The organism is Enterobacter sp. YSU (assembly GCF_016082135.1).
GTDB lineage: Bacteria > Pseudomonadota > Gammaproteobacteria > Enterobacterales > Enterobacteriaceae > Enterobacter > Enterobacter hormaechei_C.
The window spans coordinates 4,045,632-4,066,233 of record NZ_CP059487.1 but is presented as its reverse complement, the minus strand read 5'-3'; the positions used below and the strand labels follow the sequence as shown (position 1 = coordinate 4,066,233).

Annotated in this window: 23 protein-coding genes; 16 read left to right on the top strand and 7 right to left on the bottom strand. The window is 56.1% G+C overall.

Annotation, left to right across the window (positions count from 1 at the left end; genetic code table 11):
• Nucleotides 1–22 precede the first annotated feature (22 nt).
• Genes H2Z33_RS19515 through H2Z33_RS19500 form a run of 4 tightly spaced genes read left to right on the top strand, consistent with a single transcriptional unit; the run spans nt 23 to nt 3,840 of the window.
• Nucleotides 23–1,045 carry an ABC transporter permease gene (locus H2Z33_RS19515; protein ID WP_063134608.1) on the top strand — a complete coding sequence of 341 codons (1,023 nt, stop codon included), beginning with the start codon at nt 23–25 and terminating at the stop codon, nt 1,043–1,045.
• Nucleotides 1,042–1,938: a D,D-dipeptide ABC transporter permease gene (ddpC, locus tag H2Z33_RS19510; protein ID WP_063134609.1), complete on the top strand. Its 897-nt coding sequence runs from the start codon at nt 1,042–1,044 to the stop codon at nt 1,936–1,938. The genes H2Z33_RS19515 and ddpC overlap by 4 nt, the downstream gene beginning before the upstream one ends.
• The gene (locus H2Z33_RS19505; protein WP_045339832.1) at nt 1,935–2,921 is read left to right on the top strand and encodes an ABC transporter ATP-binding protein; all 987 of its coding nucleotides are present in this window, start codon (nt 1,935–1,937) and stop codon (nt 2,919–2,921) included. The genes ddpC and H2Z33_RS19505 overlap by 4 nt, the downstream gene beginning before the upstream one ends.
• Nucleotides 2,914–3,840, top strand: coding sequence for an ABC transporter ATP-binding protein (locus tag H2Z33_RS19500; RefSeq protein ID WP_015570491.1), 927 nt, complete (start codon nt 2,914–2,916; stop codon nt 3,838–3,840). Before H2Z33_RS19505 ends, H2Z33_RS19500 begins: the two co-directional genes overlap by 8 nt.
• On the opposite strand, the gene H2Z33_RS19495 is transcribed toward H2Z33_RS19500, so the two are convergent.
• Nucleotides 3,837–4,586 (bottom strand): SDR family oxidoreductase, encoded by a 750-nt coding sequence (locus H2Z33_RS19495; protein WP_062937785.1) that lies wholly within the window; start codon nt 4,584–4,586, stop codon nt 3,837–3,839. The genes H2Z33_RS19500 and H2Z33_RS19495 overlap by 4 nt on opposite strands.
• 137 nt (nt 4,587–4,723) lie before the next feature.
• On the opposite strand from H2Z33_RS19495, the gene H2Z33_RS19490 reads away from it, so the two are divergent.
• On the top strand, nt 4,724–5,629 hold the full coding sequence (locus tag H2Z33_RS19490; RefSeq protein ID WP_062937786.1) for a LysR family transcriptional regulator: 906 nt from the start codon (nt 4,724–4,726) through the stop codon (nt 5,627–5,629).
• Nucleotides 5,630–5,652: 23 nt separating this feature from the next.
• Here the strand turns inward: H2Z33_RS19490 and H2Z33_RS19485 are convergent, their stop codons facing one another.
• Together H2Z33_RS19485 and H2Z33_RS19480 are read right to left on the bottom strand one after the other, a co-directional pair.
• A complete protein-coding gene (locus tag H2Z33_RS19485) occupies nt 5,653–6,081 on the bottom strand; it encodes an OsmC family protein (RefSeq protein ID WP_003857069.1) in 429 nt (142 codons plus the stop codon).
• Nucleotides 6,082–6,150: 69 nt separating this feature from the next.
• The gene (locus tag H2Z33_RS19480; protein ID WP_023303768.1) at nt 6,151–7,038 is read right to left on the bottom strand and encodes a LysR family transcriptional regulator; all 888 of its coding nucleotides are present in this window, start codon (nt 7,036–7,038) and stop codon (nt 6,151–6,153) included.
• Between the two features lie 111 nt (nt 7,039–7,149).
• Here H2Z33_RS19480 and H2Z33_RS19475 point away from each other — a divergent pair, with 111 nt between their 5' ends.
• The 7 genes from H2Z33_RS19475 to adhP all read left to right on the top strand — a co-directional run bounded on the left by H2Z33_RS19475 (nt 7,150) and on the right by adhP (nt 14,297).
• Nucleotides 7,150–8,001, top strand: coding sequence for a Vmh family MBL fold metallo-hydrolase (locus H2Z33_RS19475; RefSeq protein ID WP_032671525.1), 852 nt, complete (start codon nt 7,150–7,152; stop codon nt 7,999–8,001).
• Between the two features lie 51 nt (nt 8,002–8,052).
• Complete coding sequence (locus tag H2Z33_RS19470; protein ID WP_017693390.1) at nt 8,053–8,574, top strand: VOC family protein; 522 nt, start codon at nt 8,053–8,055, stop codon at nt 8,572–8,574.
• Nucleotides 8,575–8,715: 141 nt separating this feature from the next.
• Nucleotides 8,716–8,931: a biofilm-dependent modulation protein gene (bdm, locus tag H2Z33_RS19465; RefSeq protein WP_015570485.1), complete on the top strand. Its 216-nt coding sequence runs from the start codon at nt 8,716–8,718 to the stop codon at nt 8,929–8,931.
• A 95-nt stretch (nt 8,932–9,026) separates the two neighbouring features.
• Complete coding sequence (sra, locus tag H2Z33_RS19460; protein ID WP_000841561.1) at nt 9,027–9,164, top strand: stationary-phase-induced ribosome-associated protein; 138 nt, start codon at nt 9,027–9,029, stop codon at nt 9,162–9,164.
• Nucleotides 9,165–9,340: 176 nt separating this feature from the next.
• Nucleotides 9,341–11,038, top strand: a complete 1,698-nt coding sequence (locus H2Z33_RS19455) for an NAD-dependent malic enzyme (protein ID WP_063134610.1) — start codon at nt 9,341–9,343, stop codon at nt 11,036–11,038.
• Nucleotides 11,039–11,380: 342 nt separating this feature from the next.
• Nucleotides 11,381–13,090: an ABC-F family ATP-binding cassette domain-containing protein gene (locus H2Z33_RS19450; RefSeq protein WP_033487795.1), complete on the top strand. Its 1,710-nt coding sequence runs from the start codon at nt 11,381–11,383 to the stop codon at nt 13,088–13,090.
• Nucleotides 13,091–13,286: 196 nt separating this feature from the next.
• Nucleotides 13,287–14,297 (top strand): alcohol dehydrogenase AdhP, encoded by a 1,011-nt coding sequence (gene adhP, locus H2Z33_RS19445; RefSeq protein ID WP_006810706.1) that lies wholly within the window; start codon nt 13,287–13,289, stop codon nt 14,295–14,297.
• A 39-nt stretch (nt 14,298–14,336) separates the two neighbouring features.
• Here the strand turns inward: adhP and H2Z33_RS19440 are convergent, their stop codons facing one another.
• Nucleotides 14,337–14,846, bottom strand: a complete 510-nt coding sequence (locus H2Z33_RS19440) for an RrF2 family transcriptional regulator (protein ID WP_015570482.1) — start codon at nt 14,844–14,846, stop codon at nt 14,337–14,339.
• 130 nt (nt 14,847–14,976) lie between these two features.
• Here H2Z33_RS19440 and H2Z33_RS19435 point away from each other — a divergent pair, with 130 nt between their 5' ends.
• Nucleotides 14,977–16,179: an NAD(P)/FAD-dependent oxidoreductase gene (locus tag H2Z33_RS19435; RefSeq protein WP_047728473.1), complete on the top strand. Its 1,203-nt coding sequence runs from the start codon at nt 14,977–14,979 to the stop codon at nt 16,177–16,179.
• A 39-nt stretch (nt 16,180–16,218) separates the two neighbouring features.
• On the opposite strand, the gene araJ is transcribed toward H2Z33_RS19435, so the two are convergent.
• Nucleotides 16,219–17,394 carry an MFS transporter AraJ gene (gene araJ / locus H2Z33_RS19430; RefSeq protein WP_032619633.1) on the bottom strand — a complete coding sequence of 392 codons (1,176 nt, stop codon included), beginning with the start codon at nt 17,392–17,394 and terminating at the stop codon, nt 16,219–16,221.
• Between the two features lie 161 nt (nt 17,395–17,555).
• Between araJ and ppk2 the strand changes: the two genes are divergently transcribed.
• The 3 genes from ppk2 to H2Z33_RS19415 all read left to right on the top strand — a co-directional run bounded on the left by ppk2 (nt 17,556) and on the right by H2Z33_RS19415 (nt 18,988).
• On the top strand, nt 17,556–18,374 hold the full coding sequence (gene ppk2 / locus H2Z33_RS19425; RefSeq protein ID WP_032671172.1) for a polyphosphate kinase 2: 819 nt from the start codon (nt 17,556–17,558) through the stop codon (nt 18,372–18,374).
• 102 nt (nt 18,375–18,476) lie between these two features.
• The gene (locus H2Z33_RS19420) at nt 18,477–18,665 is read left to right on the top strand and encodes a hypothetical protein (protein WP_049017617.1); all 189 of its coding nucleotides are present in this window, start codon (nt 18,477–18,479) and stop codon (nt 18,663–18,665) included.
• Nucleotides 18,665–18,988, top strand: coding sequence for a CcdB family protein (locus H2Z33_RS19415; RefSeq protein ID WP_045142160.1), 324 nt, complete (start codon nt 18,665–18,667; stop codon nt 18,986–18,988). The genes H2Z33_RS19420 and H2Z33_RS19415 overlap by 1 nt, the downstream gene beginning before the upstream one ends.
• 72 nt (nt 18,989–19,060) lie before the next feature.
• Here H2Z33_RS19415 and fdnI read toward each other — a convergent pair whose 3' ends face one another.
• Together fdnI and fdxH are read right to left on the bottom strand one after the other, a co-directional pair.
• Nucleotides 19,061–19,717 (bottom strand): formate dehydrogenase-N subunit gamma, encoded by a 657-nt coding sequence (gene fdnI / locus H2Z33_RS19410; RefSeq protein ID WP_015570477.1) that lies wholly within the window; start codon nt 19,715–19,717, stop codon nt 19,061–19,063.
• On the bottom strand, nt 19,710–20,594 hold the full coding sequence (fdxH, locus tag H2Z33_RS19405; RefSeq protein WP_015570476.1) for a formate dehydrogenase subunit beta: 885 nt from the start codon (nt 20,592–20,594) through the stop codon (nt 19,710–19,712). Before fdxH ends, fdnI begins: the two co-directional genes overlap by 8 nt.
• Nucleotides 20,595–20,602: the final 8 nt, after the last annotated feature.

Sequence of the window (20,602 nt, the reverse complement as noted above, 5' to 3'; positions counted from 1 at the left end):
GGCCCACGCCGGGGGGAAGTGTATGACGTTCTGGAGCATCGTGCGCCAGCGCTGCTGGGGGTTAATCCTGGTGGTGGCCGGTGTCTGTATTATTACTTTTATTATTTCACACCTGATCCCCGGCGATCCGGCCCGCCTGCTGGCCGGTGACCGCGCCAGCGATGAAATCGTGCAGGGCATCCGCCAGCAGCTGGGGCTGGATCAACCGCTCTATATTCAGTTTGGCCGCTATGTAGAGGCGCTGGCGCACGGCGATCTGGGCACCTCCATTCGTACCGGTCGCCCCGTTGCGGAAGATTTGAAAGCCTTTTTCCCCGCCACGCTGGAGCTGGCCTTCTGCTCTTTGCTGCTGGCGCTGGTGATTGGCGTGCCGCTGGGCATTTTATCGGCGGTGTACCGTAACCGCTGGCTGGATCACCTGGTGCGACTGATGGCGATGACGGGCATCTCGACGCCTGCCTTCTGGCTGGGACTGGGGGTAATCGTTCTGTTCTACTGGCAACTGCAAATTCTGCCCGGCGGCGGCAGGCTGGACGACTGGCTCGATCCGCCTGCCCACGTTACCGGCTTTTATCTGCTGGACGCCCTGCTGGAAGGCAACGGCGAGGTGTTTTTCAACGCCCTACAGCACCTGATTCTACCCTCCCTGACCCTGGCCTTTGTGCATCTGGGTATTGTGGCGCGTCAGGTGCGTTCCGCGATGCTGGAGCAGCTGAGCGAGGATTATATTCGTACCGCCCGCGCGAGCGGGTTGCCGGGCTGGTACATCGTGCTGCGCTACGCCTTACCCAACGCCATGATCCCCTCCATTACCGTGCTCGGGCTGGCGCTGGGCGATCTGCTGTATGGGGCAGTCCTTACCGAAACCGTGTTTGCCTGGCCGGGAATGGGAGCCTGGGTGGTGACCTCCATTCAGGCGCTGGACTTCCCTGCCGTCATGGGCTTCGCGGTCGTGGTATCGCTGGCCTATGTCTTCGTCAATCTGGTGGTGGATCTGCTGTATCTGTGGATCGACCCGCGAATCGGGCGCGGAGGTGCCGAATGATGTTAACTCAGGAAACGCCCGTCCCCGTCAGCACCGCCAAACAGCGCATCAACTGGGCAAAGCTGTTCTGGATGTTACGCAAAAGCCCGCTCACGCTGATCGGTGGGGTGATTATGATCGTGATGCTGCTGATGATGGTGGTCTCGCCGTGGATAGTCCCGCACGATCCGAACGCGCTGGATCTGACCGCGCGATTGCAGGCGCCTTCAGCCCAGCACTGGTTTGGCACCGATGAGGTGGGCCGGGATCTGTTCAGCCGCGTGCTGGTGGGCAGCCAGCAGTCCATCACGGCGGGGCTGGCGGTGGTGGTGATTGCGGGCGGCATCGGTTCTCTGCTCGGCTGTTTGTCCGGCGTACTCGGCGGACGCGGCGACGCCATCATTATGCGTATCATGGACATTATGCTCTCCATCCCCTCGCTGGTGCTGACGATGGCGCTGGCCGCCGCGCTCGGCCCAAGCCTGTTTAACGCGATGCTGGCGATTGCGATTGTACGCATTCCGTTTTACGTGCGGCTGGCACGCGGGCAAACGCTGGTGGTGCGCCAGTTCACCTACGTGCAGGCCGCCCGCACCTTTGGCGCATCGCGCTGGCACCTGATCAGCTGGCATATCCTGCATAACGCCCTGCCGCCGCTGATCGTACAGGCGTCGCTGGATATCGGCAGCGCCATTCTGATGGCCGCCACGCTGGGCTTTATTGGATTAGGCGCGCAGCAACCCACCGCCGAATGGGGCGCGATGGTGGCCGTGGGGCGTAACTACGTGCTTGACCAGTGGTGGTACTGCGCGTTTCCGGGGGCGGCAATTCTGATCACGGCAGTTGGGTTTAATCTGTTTGGCGATGGTCTTCGCGACCTGCTGGATCCCAAATCAGGAGGGAAGCAGTCATGAGTGATTCCGTATTATCAATTGAAGATTTGCACCTGAGCTTCCCCATTTTTCGCGGTGACGTCCACGCGCTCAACCACGTTTCGCTGGAGATTGGCCGGGGTGAAATTGTCGGCGTGGTGGGCGAATCCGGCTCGGGAAAATCGGTCACCGCGATGCTGGCGATGCGCCTGCTGCCGGAAGGCAGTTACCATATTCACCATGGACGGGTCACGCTCCTCGGGGAAGATGTCCTGAACGCGTCGGAAAAACAGCTTCGTCAGTGGCGCGGCGCCAGGGTGGCGATGATTTTTCAGGAGCCGATGACGGCGCTCAACCCCACGCGCCGGATTGGCAGGCAAATGGTGGAGGTGATCCGCCAGCATCAGTCGCTTTCCCGCCGCGACGCGCAGCAGAAGGCGATCGCCCTGCTGGGCGAGATGCAAATCCCGGATGCGGCACAGGTGATGGATCGCTATCCGTTTGAGCTTTCCGGCGGTATGCGCCAGCGGGTGATGATCGCCCTTGCCTTCTCCTGCGAGCCGGAGCTGATCATTGCCGATGAGCCGACCACCGCGCTGGACGTGACCGTTCAGCGTCAGGTGCTGCGTCTGCTGAAACACAAAGCGCGCGCCAGCGGGACGTCGGTGCTGTTTATCAGTCACGATATGGCGGTGGTATCGCAGCTTTGTGACCGGATGTACGTTATGTACGCGGGCAGCGTGATCGAAAGCGGCAGCACGCAGACCTTGATCCACCATCCTGTGCACCCCTATTCGATTGGCCTGCTGCGGTGTGCCCCGGAAAAGGGTGAACCGCGCGAGATCCTCCCGGCCATTCCAGGCACGGTGCCTAACCTCAGCCACCTCCCGTGCGGATGTGCCTTTCGCGAACGCTGTTTTGCTGCCGGGGCGAAATGCAGCGAAACGCCGCGCTTAATTTCCACGGGCGCAGAAGGCCAGCAGGCTGCCTGCTGGTACCCACAACAGGAGAGACGCCATGTCTGAGGTACTGCTGGAACTGGATAGCGTGCATGTGAATTTTCCTGCGCGCAAAAACTGGCTGGGGCGCGTGACGGAGCAGGTACACGCCCTCAACGGCATGGATCTCCGGATCCATCGCGGCGAAACGCTGGGCGTTGTGGGGGAATCCGGCTGTGGAAAGAGCACGCTGGCGCAGCTGCTGATGGGCATGCTCAAACCGAGTACCGGTGCCTGTCAGCGCGCGAATGCGGCAGGCGGTATGCAGATGGTATTTCAGGACCCGCTCTCGTCCCTCGACCCGCGTTTACCCGTCTGGCGCATCATTACCGAGCCGGTGTGGATACAGCAACGCCGCAGTGAACGGGAGCGTCGTCAGCTGGCTGAGACGCTGGCGCAGCAGGTGGGCATTCGGGCGGAATATCTTGACCGCCTGCCGCATGCGTTTTCGGGTGGACAGCGCCAGCGCATCGCTATTGCCCGGGCGCTCTCTTCGGATCCGGACATCATCGTGCTGGATGAACCCACCAGCGCGCTGGATATTTCCGTCCAGGCGCAGATCCTCAATTTGCTGGTTGCCCTGCAACAGCAGCGAAATCTGACCTACGTGCTGATCTCGCACAACGTCTCGGTGGTCCGTCACATGAGCGACCGGGTGGCGGTAATGTATCTGGGGCAGATCGTGGAGCTGGGTCCGGCGGACCAGGTGCTGGGCAAGCCACGGCATCCGTATACGCAGCTGCTGCTTGACTCCGTTCCCCGTACCGGAGAACCGCTGGACGAAGATCTGGCATTACGCAAAACCGATCTCCCCGGTAATCGCCGCCTGCCCGATGGCTGCTACTTCCGCGACCGCTGCCCGCTGGCAGCTGAAGGATGCGAACGGCCGCAGCCGCTTCAGCCCGCAGCCGGAGACCGAAGCGTACGCTGCTGGCGTAACCGCTAGATTTGCGCCATCCCGCCATCGACAAACAGCTCCGTGGCGTTTATAAAGCTGGCGGCATCGGACGCCAGAAACGCCACGGCTTTTCCGACTTCGCCCGGCGCGCCCAGGCGACCCAGCGGCACCTGGGCCGCCAGCGCATCGTATAATCCCTGACGCTGTTCTTCGGGAACCAGATCGCCAAGACCGGGCGTTTTCACGGGGCCAGGGCTGACGACGTTGACGCGTATCCCGCGGCCCTGTAAGTCCAGCGCCCAGGAGCGGGCAAAGTTACGCACGGCGGCTTTACTGGCGCTGTAGACGCTAAAATTCGCCGTCCCCTTAATTGAAACCGTCGATCCGGTGAGGATAATGGATGAACCAGAGGAGAGCAGCGGCAGCGCTTTCTGGACGGTAAACAGCACGCCGCGCACGTTGGTGGCAAAAATCCGGTCAAACTGCTCCTCGGTGATGGCGCCCAGCGGCAGCATGTCGCCGCCCCCGGCGTTGGCGAACAGAATATCGAGTCGTCCCTCTTCTTTAGCAATCTGCGCGTAAACCGCATCCAGATCGGCCATTCTGGAGACGTCCGCGCGGATAGCTACCAACGCGGCGCCAATGTCTGCCCGCGCGGCATCCAGTTCGGCCTGACGACGTCCGGTGATATAGACCTTCGCTCCCTGCGCCGCCAGCTCCTGTGCCGTTGCGAGACCAATACCGGTGCTGCCGCCGGTCACCAGAGCGATTTTTCCTGCAAGCGTTGTATTCATACTCATAACCTTCTGTTGTGATGTAAAAGAGGAGCGTTTGCCCGCGTCAGGCAGACTTTAGATCTTGCGGGATTCGTGATAAACGGGCAAAAATGAAAATGAATTTTCACAGCAGGAAATAATCAGAGGAGATCTGTGTGGATCAGCTAATGGCAATGCGCGCCTTTACGCGGGTGGTTGAATCCGGAAGCTTTACCCGAGCGGCAGACTCCCTGAACATGCCGATAGCTACGCTGAGTAAGCTGGTAAAATCACTTGAAGCGCACCTGGAAACACGGCTGCTGCATCGTACTACGCGCCGGGTGGTCACGACGGCAGAAGGCATGGAATACTACGAGAAAGCGCTGCGGGTATTAATTGATATAGAGGACATTGATACCGCCTTTCGCGCATCGTGCTGCACGCCTAAAGGCCATTTGCGTATCGACGTGGGGGGTTCAACCGCCCGGGACGTGTTGATCCCCCTGCTGCCGGATTTTTTTCAGCGCTACCCGGACCTGCGCATCAACCTGGGGGTAGCCGACCGTCCGGTAGACTTAATCAGTGGAAACGTAGACTGCGTGATCCGCGGCGGCCCGCTGGATGACTCTTCGCTTATCGCCCGGCATATCGGTGACGCCCGGATGATAGCCTGCGCGACGCAGGGCTATCTTAAGACTCACGGCATCCCTGCCTATCCGCAGGAGCTGCGCAACGGCCATAAGCTGATTAGCTACCTTTCCCCCGTTACCGGACGCGCATTCCCGTTTCGGTTCCTCGATCGGGGTGAACCGCTGGAGATCAGCGTTCCGCACCATCTTGGAGTCAATGAAAGCAACGCACACCTGGCTGCGGCGCTGGCGGGTTTAGGGATTATTCAGACGTTTGGCTATGCTGCGAGAGCGCATCTGGAAACGGGCGCGCTGGTAGAGATCCTGAGCGACTGGCGTCCTAAGGCGTATCCTTTTCACGTAGTCTATCCACAGAGTCGGCATTTAACACATCGCCTGAGAGTGTTTATTGCGTGGCTTGCCGAGGTCTTCCCTGCGGCGGTGAAAGGTTAGCCGGGCATTTGCCCGGCCAGATATCAGTTCAGTTTGTAATCCAGCGTGATTTCGGCTTTCAACAGCTGCGACACCGGACAACCCGCCTTCGCTTTCTGAATAATGCCGTCAAACTGCTGCGGATCGATACCCGGTACCGTCACCTTGCTTTGCAGCGCCACTTTGCTGATGGCAAAACCACTGTCGGTTTTATCCAGCGAGACATCCGCCGTGGTATCGATGGAATCGGCGGTATAACCCGCTTCGCCCAACATTAGCGACAGGGCCATAGAAAAACAGGCCGCGTGCGCTGCGCCAATCAGCTCTTCCGGGTTGGTCCCTTTTTCGCCCTCGAAGCGGGTGTTAAAGCCGTAAGGTTGCTGGTTTAGGACGCCACTTTCTGTTGAGACCGTCCCTTTGCCGCGTTTGATGTCGCCAGACCAGTGTGCTGAACCGTGCTTATGAATCGTCATTCTTGCTCTCCTTTTGGCTTACAAAGGGATAAGTATAGGACGCATAATCCATTTTGCAGGGAAGACAGATTAGTCCGAGCGCGTGGCAAGGTGGTTTGCCAGCGCGTCGAGGAACACACGCTGCGCCGCAGGCTGATAGTCTCGCGACTGATAAATACCAAAAATACCGATTGGTTTTGGCGTAAAGGCGCTGAGCACCGGCACCAGGCTGCCCTGCCTTAGTGCCGCGTCGGCCTCGCGCTCGGGCAGCATGGCAATACCACAGTGGTTTATCGCCGCCTCCATCAGCAGTGACGAGATGCTGGCGCTGAGATTGCCGCTGACCGCCGTCGTGATCGGCTCCCCTTCGGGCGTCAAAAAACGCCACGACTGACCGGCAAAAAAGCTGTAATGCAGGCAGTTGTGCCGTGCTAAGTCCTCCAGCTGCTCTGGAACGCCCCGGCTGGCAAGGTAGTGCGGCGAAGCGCAAAGTACGGACCGACACTCTCCCAGTCGGCGGGCGATCATGCCCGGTTCGGGGTTATCGGTGATGCGGATCGCCACGTCAATTCGCTCGCCCACCAGGCTTACCGGATGGTTATTAACATCCAGCTCAATGCGCAGCTGAGGGTAACGCTGCAACAGATCGGGCAGCACCGGAGCGATAATCTGCATCGCGGTGAAATGCGCGCAGGCGACGCGAAGCGTGCCTGAGGGTAAATCCTTCACTGACTGATCTTCAATTTCCTGAGAAATTTGCGAGAGCGTACGCGTCTTTTGCAGGACCTTCTCTCCCGCCGCCGTCAGCGTCAGCTTGCGGGTGGAGCGGTTCACCAGCCGCGCCCCGGCCCACTTCTCCATCTGCTCCAGATAACGGCTCACCATCGGACGGGAGATCCCCAGCGCCCGCGCCGCCGCGCTTAAACTCCCCAGCTCACAGATGCGGTTGTACACCTGGGCAGCAATAACGCGATCCATTTTGACCTCCATTTGCTCGATTTATGAAACTAAGCATCTCCTGTTTCAGGAATTCTGGCAAATGAAGAGATCCGTACAATAGAGACTTTCCTGAAGAACAGAGAGATGACCATGACCATCGCCCGCCTTGCTTTGCTGACAACCCTTTTCACTCCGGCCGTCTTTGCCGCGCCGTTGACCGTTGATACGTACAACCCGCAGGAAAAAGGCATTTTTGCCGTTTCTTCCACCCTGGTGTCTGGCCCGAAAGAGGCGGTACTGTTTGACGCCCAGTTCAGCGTGAAAGATGGCGAAGCGCTGGTAGAAAAAATTCGCCACAGCGGTAAAACGCTGAACAAAATCGTGATCACTTCCGGCGATCCGGATTTCTATTTCGGCCTGCAACCGCTGGTGAAAGCCTTCCCTAATGCCAAAGTTGTCGCCACGCAACAGGTGGTGGACCATATCAAGGCCACAAAAGACGCGAAGCTCGCCTTCTGGGGGCCACAGATGAAAGACGGCGCGCCGACGCAGCTCTACGTGCCGCAAGTGCTTGCCTCAACCACCTTTATGATTGACGGTGAGAGAGTGAATATTGAAGAGCCTGAGAGCTATGCGGCGTATGTCTGGATCCCATCCGCAAAAACCATCCTCGGCGGCACGGGCGTCTCATGGGGCATTCACGTCTGGACGGCAGATACCCAAACGCCGGAAAGCCGCAAACAGTGGCAGCAGACGCTGGATAGCATGGCAGCCCTTAAGCCCGAACACGTTATTCCGGGCCACTACCTGGGGACACCGCCAGCAGGTACCGGCGCTATCGACTTTACCCGTCGCTATCTACAGCTGTTTGAACAGGCCCTCACGGCAGATAAAGCGTCAACCGGCGTCATCAACACAATGAAAAAACAGTGGCCGAATCTGGCGGAAGCCAGTTCGCTGGAACTGAGTGCCAAAGTGAATACCGGCGAAATGAAGTGGTAATAGCCTGATTATCTCCTGCTATATTTAAATTTTTTATAGCAGGAGTTAACTATGCCATCTTCAGTAAGGGGCATCGACCATATCGGTATTACGGTGCCCGACATTGAAAAAGCCACCCTATTTTTTGAACGCGCTTTCGACGCCCAGGTTTTATATCATTCTGTCGATGCGCAAACCGATAATATTGATCAGCCCGCCCAGCAGCACACCTTAAAATTATTTCCCGGCACAAAAATTCACGCCATTCGCATGCTCGTCATGCCCCACGGACCCGGCATAGAACTTTTCGAAATGCATGGCCCTGAACAGGGAATGCCCGCCCGCGCCAGCGACTTTGGCCTCCAGCATTTTGCTGTTTATGTTGATGATTTTGATAAGGCGATAGCCGCTTTCACCGCTGCTGGCGGGGAGATGTTTACCGCGCCAAAGCCGCTCACGTTTCCGGATGAGCAAGGTGAAGGTAATGCTTTCTGCTATGGGCAAACCCCCTGGGGCAGCATTGTAGAATTGATTTCCTGGCCAACGCCCATGCCTTATGAAAAAACGACAAATTTACGCCGCTGGAAACCCTGAATTTTATTTCTGTGCTACGGGAGATGATATTTTTATTTCCAGGACGAATCTGAACCACAACGGCGAAAATATTTGCCAATCTGAATGCGAATTACGATTTTGCACGCCGTAACATTAAACAGACAACGACACGGAGGCAACATGTTTACTTATTACCCGGCACATACCACAGCAGCACAACCCGAACTCGTTAACGCGATTGCGCAGGGTCTTCAGGCGGAGCACGGTGTTGTTACCGAAGATGACATTTTGATGGAACTGACCAGGTGGGTGGAAGCCACAGACAATGACATCCTCAGTGACATCTACCAGCAAACCATCAACTATGTGGTCAGCGGGCAAAATGCACCTTTGTAAAAACCTGCTAAGCTGGATCTGCAACCTAAGGGGTTACATTTCGTTTGCGTGAGCAAACTTGTCCTTAAAACTATCAACGGGATTGAGGAGTTAATATGAAATCGAACCGTCAGGCACGCCACATTCTGGGACTGAACTACAAGCTCTCTAACCAGCGCAAAGTGGTTATTGAAGAGGGGAGCGAAACGCAAGTGACCCACGCCACCGGCAGGAAACGTCAGGCAGGCAAGTAAGTTCCAGTACGAAATCCACAACACCATCGGTTACCCCGGTGGTGTTTTTGTTTATGTGTTGCGGTAATTAATATTTAGCTCCTTTATAATACCCCCCGACCGCACCCCGTAGCACAGGCCAGAAAGATGACAAACAGCAGTGTCAGGGACGGATCTTCTTAAAAAGAGTGAGTGACATGGACAACAAACTGAAAAAACATCGTTCCCTTTATATTCCTTACGCCGGTCCGGTTTTACTGGAGTTTCCCCTTCTGAACAAAGGCAGCGCCTTTAGCATGGAAGAGCGCAGCAGCTTTAACCTGCTGGGTCTGCTGCCTGAAGTGGTTGAAACCATTGAAGAACAGGCGGAACGCGCCTGGATCCAGTATCAGGGCTTTAAAACCGAAATCGATAAGCACATCTACCTGCGTAATATCCAGGACACCAACGAAACCCTCTTCTACCGCCTGGTGCAGAACCATCTCGAAGAGATGATGCCCGTCATTTATACCCCAACCGTCGGCGCGGCGTGTGAACGCTTCTCAGAGATCTACCGTCGTTCCCGCGGCGTGTTCATCTCCTATCAGAACCGTCACAACATGGACGACATTCTGCAAAACGTGCCTAATCACAACATCAAGGTGATCGTGGTAACCGATGGCGAACGTATTCTGGGCCTTGGCGACCAGGGCATTGGTGGGATGGGGATCCCCATCGGTAAGCTCTCGCTGTATACCGCCTGCGGCGGGATCAGCCCAGCCTACACCCTGCCGGTTGTGCTGGACGTGGGGACCAACAACCAGCAACTGCTGAACGATCCGCTGTACATGGGCTGGCGTCACCCGCGCATTACCGACGACGAGTACTATCAGTTTGTTGATGATTTCATCCAGGCCTTGAAGCACCGCTGGCCGGACGTGCTGTTGCAGTTCGAAGACTTCGCACAGAAAAACGCCATGCCGCTGCTGAACCGCTACCGCGATGAGATCTGCTCGTTCAACGATGACATTCAGGGCACTGCGGCAGTGACCGTGGGGACGCTGATTGCCGCGAGCCGTGCGGCAGGCAGCCAGCTCAGCTATCAGAAAATTGTCTTCCTGGGTGCAGGCTCCGCAGGCTGCGGCATCGCCGAGCAAATTATTGCCCAGACCCAGCGCGAAGGCTTAAGCGAAGAGCTGGCTCGCTCCCGCGTCTTTATGGTGGACCGTTTTGGCCTGCTGACCGACGGTATGCCAAACCTGCTCCCGTTCCAGACCAAACTGGTGCAGAAGCGTGAAAACCTGAAAAACTGGGATACGGATAACGAAGTGCTCTCGCTTCTTGACGTGGTGCGCAACGTGAAGCCGGACATTCTGATCGGCGTATCCGGGCAGACCGGCCTCTTCACGGAAGAGATTATTCGCGAGATGCACAAGCACTGCGAACGCCCTATCGTGATGCCGCTGTCTAACCCGACTTCACGCGTGGAGGCAACGCCGCAGGATATTATCGCCTGGACAGAAGGTAAGGCACTGGTCGCGACCGGCAGCCCGTTTGATCCGGTGCTGTGGAAGGACAAACTCTATCCCATCGCACAGTGCAATAACTCCTATATCTTCCCGGGTATTGGTCTGGGGGTTATCGCCTCCGGTGCGTCACGCATCACCGACGAAATGCTGATGTCCGCGAGCGAAACGCTGGCAGGTCACTCACCGCTGGTGAATAACGGTGAAGGCCTGGTACTGCCGGAGCTGAAAGACATTCATAAAGTGTCCCGCGCAATTGCCTTCGCGGTAGGCAAAATGGCGCAGCAGCAAGGCGTCGCGGTGAAAACCTCTGCCGATGCGTTGCAGCAGGCGATTGACGATAACTTCTGGATGCCGGAATACCGTAGCTATCGTCGTACTTCTATTTAAGCATTGCCCCTCACCCAGCCCTCTCCCCAAAGGGGAGAGGGCTGGGTGAGGGGAATATACGGCACCTCCCACTAGCCAAACCCATTTTCCCCCGCTACACTCCCTTCATCCATTAACCTACTGAATATATAAGGAGGCCAATTATGCTGTACTGTGAAATTTTCAATGTTTCACATACATTTGGTGATCGCACCAGCTCAAGCGTTATCGGTATCGTGCTGCGATAACTTCCGCTTGAGCGAAGACACCAACCCCTGAAATCCCTTCTCTCGGGCTTACTGAGTTATCGTCAGCGATGTTTGACGAGGCATAAACATGCCTGTAACTCCTGGGTAAGCAACAATGAGCACTTTACTCACTGCACATTCTTTACGCGTTGATACGGCGTTCGGCACGCTCTTCGACTCTCTTTCCTTTACGTTGAAAAAAGGCGATCGCATCGGCCTGCTGGGTGATAACGGCTGCGGAAAAAGTACGCTGCTGAAAATCCTCGACGGGACGCAGTCCCCTGCTGCCGGAACCGTTTCACTGGCGGGGCATTGCCTGCTGGCGCGCGTGGAACAACATCTGCCGGAGGCCCTTTATCCCCTGACCATGCTGGATGCGGTGCTGGCGCAGCTGCCGATCGGTGAGCGCGACAGTTTGCGCTGGAAAGCCGAGACGCTGCTGGCCGGAATGGGCTTCACGACGCAGGAAACGGCGTTAACCTCCGCCACGCTGAGCGGCGGCCAGCATACGCGGTTGCTGCTGGCACGAGCGTTGATAAGCGATCCGGATCTGCTGCTTCTGGACGAACCAAGCAACCACCTTGACCTGCCGACCCTGCTGTGGCTGGAGCAGTTTCTACAAAACTGGTCCGGCAGCTTTGTGCTGGTCTCACACGACAGGCAACTGCTGGACGCGGTAACCAACGGCAGCTGGATCCTGCGCGATAAAAAGCTGCACGCCTTTGCCCTTCCCTGCACTGCCGCCCGTCTGGCGCTCGACGCAAAAGACGAAAGCGATGCGTTGCGCCATAAGGCAGAGCAAAAAGAGATCGACCGCGTCACGGCCAGCGCACGGCGTCTCGCGACCTGGGGCAAGGTCTATGACAACGAAGATCTCTCCCGTAAGGCTAAGCAGATGGAAAAACAGGTCGAACGCCTGAAAGAGACCCAGACGGAACTGACGGCGGGAAGCCCGTGGACCTTAACCCTGCGCGGGGACGCGCTTCGCGCCGACCGCCTGTTGGAAATGACTCACCTCGGCGTCCCCCCGGCGCCGGGTCTGCCAGACCTGTTTACTCTCAACAGCGCGCGGCTAAAGAGCGGCGATCGCGTGGCGATTGTGGGTCGTAACGGCTGCGGAAAATCGTCGCTGCTGAAGCTTATCTGGCGACATTTTCGCGACGAGATCGCGGACGAGCGGCTTAAGCGTCATCCGCGCGTCTCACCCGGCTACTACGACCAGACGCTGCACCAGTTGCCAGATGATGCAGCGCTGCTTGATGCACTGGAGCCTTTCGCGCCAGATCCGCAGACCCGTAAAATGGCGCTCATCAGTGCCGGGTTCCCGTGGGCGCGTCACGGGCAAAAAGTCAGTACGCTGAGCGGCGGGGAACGTTCGCGCCTGCTGTTCGTCGGCCTGACGCTTGCCCGTTATAGCCTGCTGATGCTGGATGAACCGACCAACCACCTGGACATGGAAGGCAAAGAGGCGCTGGCGGAAACGCTGCAACAGTTTGAAGGCGGAGTGCTGCTGGTGAGCCACGATCGTCAGTTAATTAGCCAGAGCTGTAACCGCTTCTGGCTGATTGAGGACGGCAGGCTGAGCGAATGGCACGATGCGGAGGCGGTGTTTGAGCGCCTGCGTGAGGACACCGCTCCGGTTGTACCTGAGGCATCGAATAACGCATTGAAGGCACCCTCTTCAGCGTCTGACGATCTGCTCGAACGCCTGGTTGCCCTGGAAACACTGCTGGAAGAAGATTTGGCGCGCAAGCCAAAACATCAAAAACCGCAGTTACAGGCGCAATGGCGAAAAGAGATTGAGGTAATAGAAGCGCAACTGTAAATCTGAGCCCGGCGGTGGCGTCGCCGGGCCAGTGTTTTTCACCCCAATTTATGAGGGGTACAGCCTTTTCTTAATCCGAAAATGCATCAAATAATGACATTATGTTGCGGTTACCTTGCATTACATCGCCAAAGTATTAATCCTTAATGGGTAATCAGACCTGCTATGCAGATACTCATCATGAAAGGAGAAACACATGAAGGCTGCTGTTGTCACTCAGGATCATCAGGTTAATGTCACAGAAAAAACCTTACGCGCGCTCAAACATGGTGAAGCGCTGCTGAAGATGGAGTGCTGTGGCGTTTGCCATACCGATCTCCATGTTAAGAATGGCGATTTTGGCGACAAAACCGGGGTGATCCTCGGCCACGAAGGGATTGGTATCGTCAAAGAGATTGGTCCTGGCGTCACGTCGCTAAAAGTAGGCGATCGTGCAAGCGTGGCGTGGTTCTTCGAAGGCTGTGGCCACTGTGAATATTGTAATACCGGCAACGAAACGCTGTGCCGTGACGTGAAAAACGCGGGTTACTCCGTTGACGGCGGCATGGCGGAAGAGTGCATCGTAACCGCGGATTACGCGGTTAAAGTTCCGGACGGACTGGACTCTGCGGCGGCCAGCAGCATCACCTGCGCCGGGGTCACCACCTACAAAGCGGTAAAAGTCTCTGACATCAAACCCGGCCAGTGGATTGCGATCTATGGCCTGGGCGGTCTGGGCAACCTCGCGCTGCAATACGCCAAAAATGTCTTCAATGCGAAAGTTATCGCCATTGACGTGAATGACGAGCAGTTGAAGCTCGCTGCCAGCATGGGCGCAGACTTAACCGTGAACTCCCGCAGTGAAGATGCGGCAAAAGTGATTCAGGAGAAAACCGGCGGTGCACATGCGGCGGTGGTGACGGCGGTAGCGAAAGCGGCCTTCAACTCTGCCGTTGACGCAGTTCGCGCCGGAGGCCGCGTGGTGGCTGTAGGCCTGCCGCCGGAAGCGATGAGCCTGGATATTCCACGTCTGGTCCTGGATGGGATTCAGGTAGTGGGTTCCCTGGTGGGTACCCGTCAGGATCTGCTCGAAGCCTTCCAGTTTGCGGCTGAAGGTAAGGTGAAACCGAAAGTTACAATGCGCCCACTGGAAGATATCAACGCCATCTTCAAAGAGATGGAACAGGGCCAGATCCGTGGCCGTATGGTGATTGATTTACGTTCTTAACCGCGGTGGCCGGGTAGCGGCTCTGCCCTGCCCGGCTTTTCACGTGGACGAACGGCGATCGGAAATCCATTCCTGAACCTCGATCTGGAACGTGTCCGGCGCTTTTCGATACATCTTCCGCGCCAGATCCAGGATGGTATGGCGCCCTAACTCCTCTTCCATCCGCTGCTGCGCGCTGTCCATGACCGAGCGCACCCCACACGGGCCGTCACAGACCCAGGCAGGTGGCGTTTCATCAAACACCGCCAGGCGCTGACGCACTTCCCGACACTCAAACATATTCTTCTCGCCGTCGATGGCGTGCGCCACGTCCAGCACGCTGATCAGCTCTGCCGGACGCGCCAGCCGGAAGCCTCCCCCTTTACCCTCGGTGCTGATGACCAGCCCCGCGCGTGATAAACGGGTGAAGATTTTTCCAAGATAGTCGTACGGCACGCCCTGCAAGGCCGCCATCTCCCGGACGCTCATCTCACGTTCATTGCCTTTTGCATCCACCATACACATCAGGCTATGAATGCCATATTCCACACCAGAACTGTAAAACGCCATGGCTCACTCCGGGTCATTGTTCGCTGCATTATAACGATTTTTAACTCAGAAAGAAGTTGTCGCAGTTAACTCCGACAAGTATAGTGGCAGTTATGTCAGACATACAGCCTGACGCACTAAAGGATCGAGTATGAAAAAGCAGATTTTAATTGTGGGTAGTGGGTTTTCCGGTATGTGGGCTGCGGTCAGCGCCGCGCGCCTTTCTGCTCTGGCGGGTAACAATAGCCTCAGCATTGCCGTGCTGGCCCCTGTTGCGGAGCTACGCGTTCGCCCACGCTTTTATGAAGAGAACGTGTCGACGATGGTCGCGCCGCTGACCGAACTGTTTGCTGAGCTGGGCATCGCCTTTATTGCGGGCGAAGTACAACGTATTGATACCTCGTCTAAAACCGTTTTATATCGCGATTCAAACGGCGCGATTGCTGACGTCGCCTGGGAACGTCTGATCCTCGCAACCGGTAGCCAGACTAAACGCCCTCCTGTTGCCGGTCTGGCTGAATACGCCTTTGATATCGACCAACTCGACTCCGCCAGGTTGTTCGAGCAGCATCTTGATTCGCTGGTTTCGCGCCCCTCCACCCCGGAGCGTAATACCGTGGTCGTGTGTGGCGGCGGCTTTACCGGCATCGAACTGGCAACGGAACTCCCTGCCCGACTCCGTACTCGCTTCGCCGCTGATACAAAGACTAAGGTAATCGTAGTTGAAAGAGGTGCAACCATCGGCGGGCGTTATAGCGAGGCGCTGCGTAACACAATTGAAGAAGCAAGCAACGCGCTGGGCGTTGAATGGCGTTTAAACAGTGAAATTGAAGCCATCGATGCCAGCGGCGTAACGCTGAAAAACGGAGAGCGCATTGCCAGCGCCACTGTAGTGTGGACGGCAGGGGTAGAAGCTAACCCCCTCAGCCTGCAAATTGACGGGGAACGCGATACTCAGGGACGGCTGATCGTCAACGACACGTTGCAGGTTCCTGCGCATCCGGAGGTTTACGCGACGGGTGATATGGCGCACGCCAAAACGGACGATGCGGGCAACACGGCGCTGATGACCTGCCAGCACGCGATCCAGCTGGGGAAATTCGCCGGACACAACGCGGCGGCCAGCCTGTTAAATCTGGAGCCGTACCCTTACCGTCAGGTGAACTACGTCACCTGTCTGGATTTAGGTGGCTGGGGCGCGGTATACACCGAGGGCTGGGAACAGCGCGTTAAATCCGTGCGCGAGGAAGGCAAAAAGATCAAAGTCGCCATCACCAACGAACTGATTTACCCGCCAGCAGCAGACAAAGCGGTCGCTTTTGCCGCCGCTGACCCGCTGGCGAAATTCGTTTAGTCCCCTCCTGCGCCCGCGACCAGCGGGCAAAGTGTGCAATCAGGCCAGCGCACCTGCGTTGGCCTGACGCTTTTTGGCACATAAATAACCATACATCAGCAGAGAGGTCATCGCAGAGAAGGATAAAATCGCGGCCGGCAGCGTGACATAGCTCCAGCTAAAGCCGAGCGTAATCATCAATCCACCGAAATAGGCGCCAATTGCGCTGCCGAGGTTAAACGCCATTTGCCCGCCTGCGGCCCCCAGCATCTCGCCGCCTTTCGCATTTTGCAGCAGCAGAATTTGCAGAGGCGCAGAGAGCGCAAACAGCCCGGCGCAACAGATGAATCCCATGACCAGTGAAGCTGTTTTAAGCTCGCCAAAGGCAAACAACGCCAGCAGCGAAGCCACAATCACCAGGTCGGTGGTGGCAGCAATGCGCAGCGGGCTAAAGCGTGACGACAGCTTGCCGCTGAAGACATTTCCCAGCACCATGCCCAGCCCCATCAGCATCATGATCGCGGTCATGACGCCCTCAGAAAAGCCTGATACGTTGACCATAAACGGCTTCACGAAGCTAAACCAGGCAAACACCCCGGCATTGCCAAACATCGTAGCGGCAAAAATCAGCCACGGTTCCGGTTTCTTCAGGAAGTGGAATTGTTCTGCCAGCCGGGTGGTTGTCGTGTCGTGAATGTCAGGCACCCACAGCAGAACAGACAGGATCACCAGCGCGTCAAAGACCGCAATCAAAAAGAAGGTGTAACGCCAGTTAAATTCATGTCCCAGCCACGTCCCGAGCGGCACGCCAAGCAGGTTGGCAACGGTCATCCCGGCAATCATCCCGGCCACAGCGACCGTCACTTTACCCGGCGGCGCGATTTTTGACAGGATTATCGCCCCCACTCCGAAAATCGCGCCATGCGGGAAACCAGAGATTAAGCGCCCCGCCGCCAGCCCCACGTAGGAGTCAGAGAAGGTAAAGAGCGCGTTACCGACGACGCACATCGCCACCAGAAACAGCAGCGTTGTTTTCAGCGAAAATTTGCTGGAGAACAGCGCCACAATCGGCGCGCCGATCACCACGCCAAAAGCGTAAAACGAAATCATATTTCCGGCGGAGGGAATCGAAATGCCCGTATCATGAGCCAGCTCGGTCAGCACGCCCATAATGCCAAACTCAGCCATCCCCAGGCCAAAGGTACCCAGTGCTAACGAAAAAATTGTCTTTTTCATACCGCGACCACTGTTAAAAAATATGCAGCGTGCATTATTGATTAAACTTGTATGGTGAACCAGTTCAAATCAGCTTTCTGACACATTAATCCATTCATTCAGGCCGATTACACTCTTAGTACGGCCTCGATCCCGCGACCGGATACAAAGGGAGACCCACCATGGTCAGTAAGAAGAAAACCCGTGTTGTTGATGATGTCGTTAAAAACGCGCCGCTCAAAACCAAAGCGTACGAGCAAGAGCTTCGCCGCCTCCATGTTGAACTGGTTAAGCTCCAGCAATGGGTGGTCGCCAAAGGGTTAAAGGTCTGTATTGTTTTTGAAGGGCGAGACGGCGCCGGTAAAGGCGGCGCTATCAAAGCCATCACCGAACGCGTCAGTCCCCGGGTGTTTCGCGTTGTTGCGTTACCGGCCCCCACCGATAAAGAGAAAAGTCAGCTCTATTTTCAGCGTTACGTTCCCCATCTACCCTCTGCCGGTGAAATCGTCATTTTTGACCGCAGCTGGTACAACCGCGCGGGCGTGGAAAGAGTCATGGGTTTCTGTACCGAAGAGCAGGCCGAAAAATTTCTTGATGGAACGCCGGTAATGGAAAAAGCGATGGTCGATGCCGGGATCATTTTGTTGAAATACTGGCTTGAAGTAACGCCAAAAGAGCAGGAGCGACGCCTGCGCGATCGCATCAATGATGGTCGCAAGATCTGGAAGCTGTCTCCAATGGATATTAAATCTTTCAATCTGTGGGATGAATATACCCTCGCCCGCGACGCGATGTTTAAAGCGACCGACACCGCCTGGGCGCCGTGGTTTGTGGCGCGCTCAGAAGATAAAAAAAGGGTGCGGCTGAATATTATTTCGCATCTGCTTTCCCAGATCCCCTATAAAGAAATTCACGTAGACAAGGTGGATTTACCGAAACGCAAGATCGGCAAAGTGAAGCCTACAAAATATCCCTTCCGGTATATTGCAGAGCGATTTTGATATTACTGGAAGACGGCTCGCATAATGTAGATTACCAGGGGAAACAGTATTGTTTTTTGTTGGCTGCGGTTGATAATGACCGCACCAACAAAGGAGAAACCGATGAAACGCACGGCAGAATCGACCCCTTCCAGACCTAAAGCAGCAACAAAGCCTACAACCCATGCTAAGCCAGGCTCGACACCATCACATCAGCTATCAGAAGCGGATCGTGCATTTATACGAGCAATGAATGAGTTTGTGGAGAAACATGGAACTATCACTGATGATGAGTTTTTCAGGGTGCTTTAATGCTGAGACAATTTAATGTTTATCGTAATACGTCTGCGGCAACGCGGGACCAGCTTCCTTATTATATGCTTATCCAGGATGATTATTATGACGATCTCCCCACTCGCGTCATTGTACCCCTCGCGAGAAATAACAGGCTACCGCTATGGCAGAGCCAGCTGGCTCCAGGAATAAATATTGAATTTGAAACCTTTCTGATTTATTCGCCAATGATAACCAATATTAATAACCAGAAAATTAATCCAAAAGACTTTGTTTGTAATTTACGTAACGCTCGTCAGGATGTTATAGCAGCAATTGATCGCTTATTGACTAACACATGACACCAGCCTGCCAGGCAGTTATCCCTGCCCGCGCAAGTGCAGCGCCGCCGGACAATGCCGACGGCGCGAGGTTTACTTCAACCCTTCCGAACTCTCTTTTTGCGCTTCAAGACGCTCGACGTCCCGATACCAGCGCGGATGGTGTTTTTGCGCCCAGCGGCGGCTCACCTTCCCTTCAATCATGCCTTTAATCGATCCTTTCACCCAGAAGGCCATATACATATGGATCAGGATGGCGTGGATCAGAATAATGGCCGAGGTCGCGTGGATCAGCAGTGCGTAGCGCACCACCTGGATCGGGAAATATTGGGCAAAATACGGACGCCAGATAATCACTCCGGTCACCAGCAGCACGAAAATCATACTCATGATGGTCCAGAACATCATCTTCTGCCCGGCGTTGTATTTGCCCACCTTAGCGACTTTATGCTCGTTGCCTTTCAGAACCTCAACAATCCCTTTAATCCAGGGAATATCCTGCTTGTCAGGGATGTTGTGATGAACGAAACGCACGAACATAAACATCAGCACCACGAAAATCAGCACGCCGAAGAACGGGTGCAGAATGCGCCCCATCTGCGGTGTCCCGAAGGTTTCCGTGAGCCACTGTAGCGTCGGGAAGAAGAACGATATGCCGGATACCGCCACCAGGAAGAAGCAGATGACCACCGTCCAGTGACAGGCGCGATCGACAAATTTTGTGCGCACTATCATTTTCGACTTACTCATGATGCTCCTCCTCGTCGTCATCCACCTCTTTATTCGGCCCGATACCGATGTAGTGATAAATCAGCCCGGCAAAGGTGGCGATAAAGCCCGCTGCTGAGAGCGGCTTAAGCGCCCCTTTCCACAGGTTGATTGAGGTATCGATCGCCGGATCTTTCGGCAGATTGTGATACAGCTCCGGCTGGTCATTGTGGTGCAGAACATACATGACGTGCGTACCGCCGACACCCTGCGGGTTATAAATCCCGGCCTTGTCATAGCCGCGCGCTTTGAGCTTATCCACCCGCTGCTGTGCCACGTCCAGCATCTCTTTTTTGGTACCGAAGTGGATCGCCCCGGTAGGACAGGTCTTCACGCAGGCAGGCTCCTGGCCGACGCTGACGCGATCGACGCACAGCGTGCATTTATAGACCCGGTTATCCTCTTTATTGAGGCGCGGGATATTAAACGGACAACCTGCAATACAGTAACCGCAGCCGATGCAGTTATCCTGCTGGAAGTCGACGATCCCGTTGGCGTACTGAATGATTGCCCCGGCAGACGGGCATGCCTTCAGGCAGCCCGGATCTTCACAGTGCATACAGCCGTCTTTACGGATCAGCCACTCCAGCTTGCCATTCTGGTCGGTTTCGCTAAAGCGCATCACCGTCCAGGACTTGGCGCTCAGATCAGCAGGATTGTCATAGACACCAACGCAGTGCCCCACCTCGTCGCGAATATCGTTCCACTCCGAGCAGGCCACCTGGCAGGCCTTACAGCCCACGCAGGAGGAGACATCGATCAACTTGGCGACTTCTGCCTTGTAATCCCGCGCACGAGGCGCGGGCGTTATCGGGTTGGTCGCGGAGCGTTTAATAATGTCTTGTGTTTCCATCGCCATTTAATCGC